The following is a 3,532-nucleotide window of genomic DNA, read 5'->3' on the forward strand; positions in this document are numbered from 1 at the left end:
TTTTAATCCAATTGAGTTATGGTGGTCACAACTTAAATCTTTTTTACGCAGTTTTGCTCCAACTACAACAGAGATGGTTGATCAACTAATCTCAGCTGCACTCGACTTAATAAATCCTCAACATTTAAGAAACTGGTTTGCTAGTTGCTGCTACTGTACCTCATAACAGCCGTAAATGCTGTATAAGGTGGGATAAGGCTTTTGTATGGGAGGAAATTGGAGTTTTGCGCCTTGAACTTGCAAGTGGCGACCACTATAGGTTACTTCTTCACCTTGCATGAGCGATCGCCAAATTGTCAAAAACTCATCTGTGAGTTCATAACGCTGATCGTGATCTAAGAAAATCCCATCTTTTGCAAGTTCTTTTGTGTCGCCGCCAGTGACAACATTCAGAATAATTCGACCGTTAGAAATCTGATCAAAAGTAGCAGCCATTCTCACTGCCAAAGAAGGCGACATAATTGCCGGACGAAAGGCTACAAGAAACCGCAAGCGTTCTGTAACTGAAATTAATGAAGTAGCTACAATCCAAGTATCTTGTTTTTGTCCAGTACCAATCAACATCCCGCCATAGCCCAATTTCTGGCGTAATTGGTCTTAAACCGTAAGTTCGCCTTTCAATCATTGTTGTTAAAATATCTTCATCAATTTTGAGATGAGGAATAGTCAGTTTTACAACTTCCGATCGGTTTTTCTCACCCCATTGCCCTGTGTTATCTATCTCCTCAAGAACTAATCGCACTAATTTTGGATTTTCTGTGGCAAATTTTCGCGCTGCCATATAATATCTGCCTTGAGTAGAAATTCCACTAGCATCTCTCAAAAGGCGGGCATTTGCCTTTTTTTGTGCCACAGCTAAAAAAGGGTCCCAAGTTACCCATGCATCAATTTTCCCTTGAATAAAAGCATCTCGGGCTTCTGAAGGAGGCAGACTAATAGCTTGAATGTCACTATATTTTAAACCACCCTCTTCTAAGGCTTTTATTAATAAGTAATGGGATGCAGAACCTTTTTGAAAAACTACTTTTCTCCCTTTTAGGTCAGCTAAAGTGCGAATAGGGGAGTCTTTTTGGACAAGAATTCCACTGCTTTTACCAGTGCTGGGTTTATTGCTAGCAACGTAGACTAAAGATGTACCAGCAGCTTGGGCAAATATCGGGGGAGTCTCGCCTACAGAGCCAATATCAACTCTACCCACATTCATCGCTTCCATCAGTTGCGGCCCGGCGGCAAATTGCGCCCATTCCACAGAAATACCTAAAGGCTTTAGACGTTTTTCTATCAATCCTTTAAGTCTGACAATATCCCCAGAACTTTGATATCCCATTCGGACAACTTTGGTTTTCAAACCATTGGTTGGATTTTCTGAATTTGGGGTTTGGACTGAGCAACTGATTAAGGTTGTTGAGATTGTTAATAATCCAGGTAAAAGTAATAGTGAAAAATGTTGGAAAATCTTAACTCGTGGCTGTTTGAAGACGGGAATCATGGACGTGATACTTTGTTTTTTATTTGCTTTTGACTAGTCGTAGAGGCACACATTTGTGCACCTCTAGTGTTGTATTGCTCCTAACCTAAAGATTTAGACTTTTTGAAGCTGAAGGTTCTTTTGGAACAGTTCTTGAACGTTTTTCCAAGCATCGGCAGCAGCTTCGGCATTGTAGCTGGCGCGATGATTGCAGAAAAAGCCATGTCCTGCACCGGGATAACGAAAGATTGCATGAGTAATCTGATTTTTCTTCAATTCAGCCTCAATTTGTTCTGTATGTTCTAAGGGGATTCCCTGATCATCAAGACCAAAGAAGGCGTAGATGGGGCCTTTAATCTCTGAAGTGCGGGTGATGGTTGGTTCTCCACCGCCGGGAGTTGAGTTAGGAATACCGCCACCATAGAAGGAAGCTGTAACTTTAATGTCTGGTAAAGTGGCAGCTAGGTAAACAACGTGACCACCAAAGCAGAAACCAATGGAACCGATCGCATCTCCTTGCACATTTGGTAAATTTTTTAAATAAGCGATCGCAGCTTTAACATCACTCAATATTTCTTCTGCTGTTGTCTGTTCCTTATACTCTCTCCCTAGCTGGATATCTTGAGGGGTATATCCACCCTCAAAACCGGGAGCGATGCGTTGAAATAAAGTCGGTGCGATCGCTACATACCCGTCTTTAGCAAATTTCTCAGCAACTTCCCGAATGTGAATGTTAACCCCAAAAATTTCCTGAATCACGATCACAGCTGGGAAGGTTCCCTTTTGGACTGGTTCAGCTAAGTAAGCATCAATTTGCAAATCTCTGTTAGGGACTTTAACTTGAGCGGTGCGAATTTCTGTGTTTGTCATCTTAGAATTAGCCTGTAATTGCTTTCAGGACGCGATGTTTTATGGCAATTTTTGTAATATACTACTTAAAATGTGTCGATTTATCGTAGTTTAAAAGTAGTATTTCACAAACAATGTGTAAAGGCAAGTCATTTGATTTAGATGTAGATGGATATAAGACCGTGCCAAGAATCCGATGCTGAATTAGTCAGTGCGCTATGGGATGAGGTGTAGGCTGTTGACTTTGTGGGTTTTTAAGTGATGTTATTCACACAATAATGATGTCGCCTTTTCTAAAGGGAGTAAACCGTGAAAAAGCGCTCAAAACGGGAATCCCTTTTTTAGACATTAACCATGAACGTCACCATGCTTACGCTGGTTATGCAGGTTTGGTGGTACTAGCACGCGAACTACATGAAGCCTTATATAGTCCTATATGGGAGCAAATTAGCAAACCTGCACTTTGGGATAAAAAACTCGCTTATCAGTTATAGGCGCAACTTTCTTCTTACTTCCATCAGATAATGCACGGATCTTGTAGAACTAAGATGAAAAACTATTATTAAGAAGTAAGGATACTTTACTAATCAATGCCCAGCAAAACAATCGATGTCCGAGAGTACACCGTTAGAGCGCACAAGCGGGAAATTCATACTCGCGTTTTTAACTTCGTATGTAAGCAGTGTGAACAACCCACACAACGAGAAACCTTTGGTGTGCGACCTCTATATTGCGAGAAATGCCGTCCGCCACAAGCACCCAAGCAATCGAAAGTAGTCCCTATAGGCAAGAGGAAACCCAGAGCGATGAACTACAGAAGTGGTAAAGGTATTGGGGGGTGATTTGTTGTCTCAAGGTTTTGAGTGATCGCCTTCGGCGGGCGATCGCGCCATCGCAGGCTTTATCGTTCCATCCACAGCACTTTTGAGGAGTATTGCAAAGATAGGTTTGGATATTAGCGTCGTCATCCTTATAGATTAATGTGCTCAAGAGTAGAAAAGTGCGATCGGCTCTGTAAGTGTTGCGAACTGCAAACCATGTTCGCTCAAAACTGCAATAAGGCGTAAATAGAAGGTTCGTGTCACCAGGTGCAGCCTTAACCCATCGGTGAGAGGTTAGAATGATTGCACTTTTGTCAAGAGGGTGCAGGAAAAGGCGATAAATCCAGCTTGGAGACTGGCTTTCGGAGATATTTAACTACGCCTAAGTCTTGAT

4 protein-coding genes and 1 pseudogene are annotated in these 3,532 nt (G+C 41.9%); 2 read left to right on the plus strand and 3 right to left on the minus strand.

All coding sequences use genetic code 11. The annotated features are described in order from the left end of the window. Positions 1–150 precede the first annotated feature (150 nt). The 3 genes from H6G97_RS47790 to H6G97_RS47800 all read right to left on the minus strand — a co-directional run bounded on the left by H6G97_RS47790 (position 151) and on the right by H6G97_RS47800 (position 2,338). A complete protein-coding gene (locus tag H6G97_RS47790) occupies positions 151–528 on the minus strand; it encodes an LLM class flavin-dependent oxidoreductase (protein ID WP_338422013.1) in 378 nt (125 codons plus the stop codon). Then, the gene (locus H6G97_RS47795) at positions 419–1,348 is read right to left on the minus strand and encodes a sulfonate ABC transporter substrate-binding protein (RefSeq protein ID WP_422394287.1); all 930 of its coding nucleotides are present in this window, start codon (positions 1,346–1,348) and stop codon (positions 419–421) included. Before H6G97_RS47795 ends, H6G97_RS47790 begins: the two co-directional genes overlap by 110 nt. A gap of 234 nt (positions 1,349–1,582) precedes the next feature. After that, on the minus strand, positions 1,583–2,338 hold the full coding sequence (locus H6G97_RS47800; RefSeq protein WP_190947342.1) for a dienelactone hydrolase family protein: 756 nt from the start codon (positions 2,336–2,338) through the stop codon (positions 1,583–1,585). Between the two features lie 278 nt (positions 2,339–2,616). On the opposite strand from H6G97_RS47800, the pseudogene H6G97_RS47805 reads away from it, so the two are divergent. Both H6G97_RS47805 and H6G97_RS47810 read left to right on the plus strand, forming a co-directional pair. Then, a pseudogene (locus H6G97_RS47805) lies at positions 2,617–2,811 on the plus strand (nitrogenase iron-molybdenum cofactor biosynthesis protein NifE); the annotation flags it as partial. A gap of 96 nt (positions 2,812–2,907) precedes the next feature. Further along, positions 2,908–3,159: a hypothetical protein gene (locus H6G97_RS47810; protein WP_190947344.1), complete on the plus strand. Its 252-nt coding sequence runs from the start codon at positions 2,908–2,910 to the stop codon at positions 3,157–3,159. Positions 3,160–3,532 lie beyond the last annotated feature (373 nt).

Source organism: Nostoc flagelliforme FACHB-838 (genome assembly GCF_014698065.1).
In the GTDB taxonomy this organism is placed as follows: domain Bacteria; phylum Cyanobacteriota; class Cyanobacteriia; order Cyanobacteriales; family Nostocaceae; genus Nostoc; species Nostoc flagelliforme_B.

Coding starts and splice junctions, on each gene's coding strand:
- H6G97_RS47800 (WP_190947342.1), bottom strand. CDS start 2,338: ATGACAAACACAGAAATTCGCACCGCTCAAGTTAAAGTCCCTAACAGA.
- H6G97_RS47810 (WP_190947344.1), top strand. CDS start 2,908: ATGCCCAGCAAAACAATCGATGTCCGAGAGTACACCGTTAGAGCGCAC.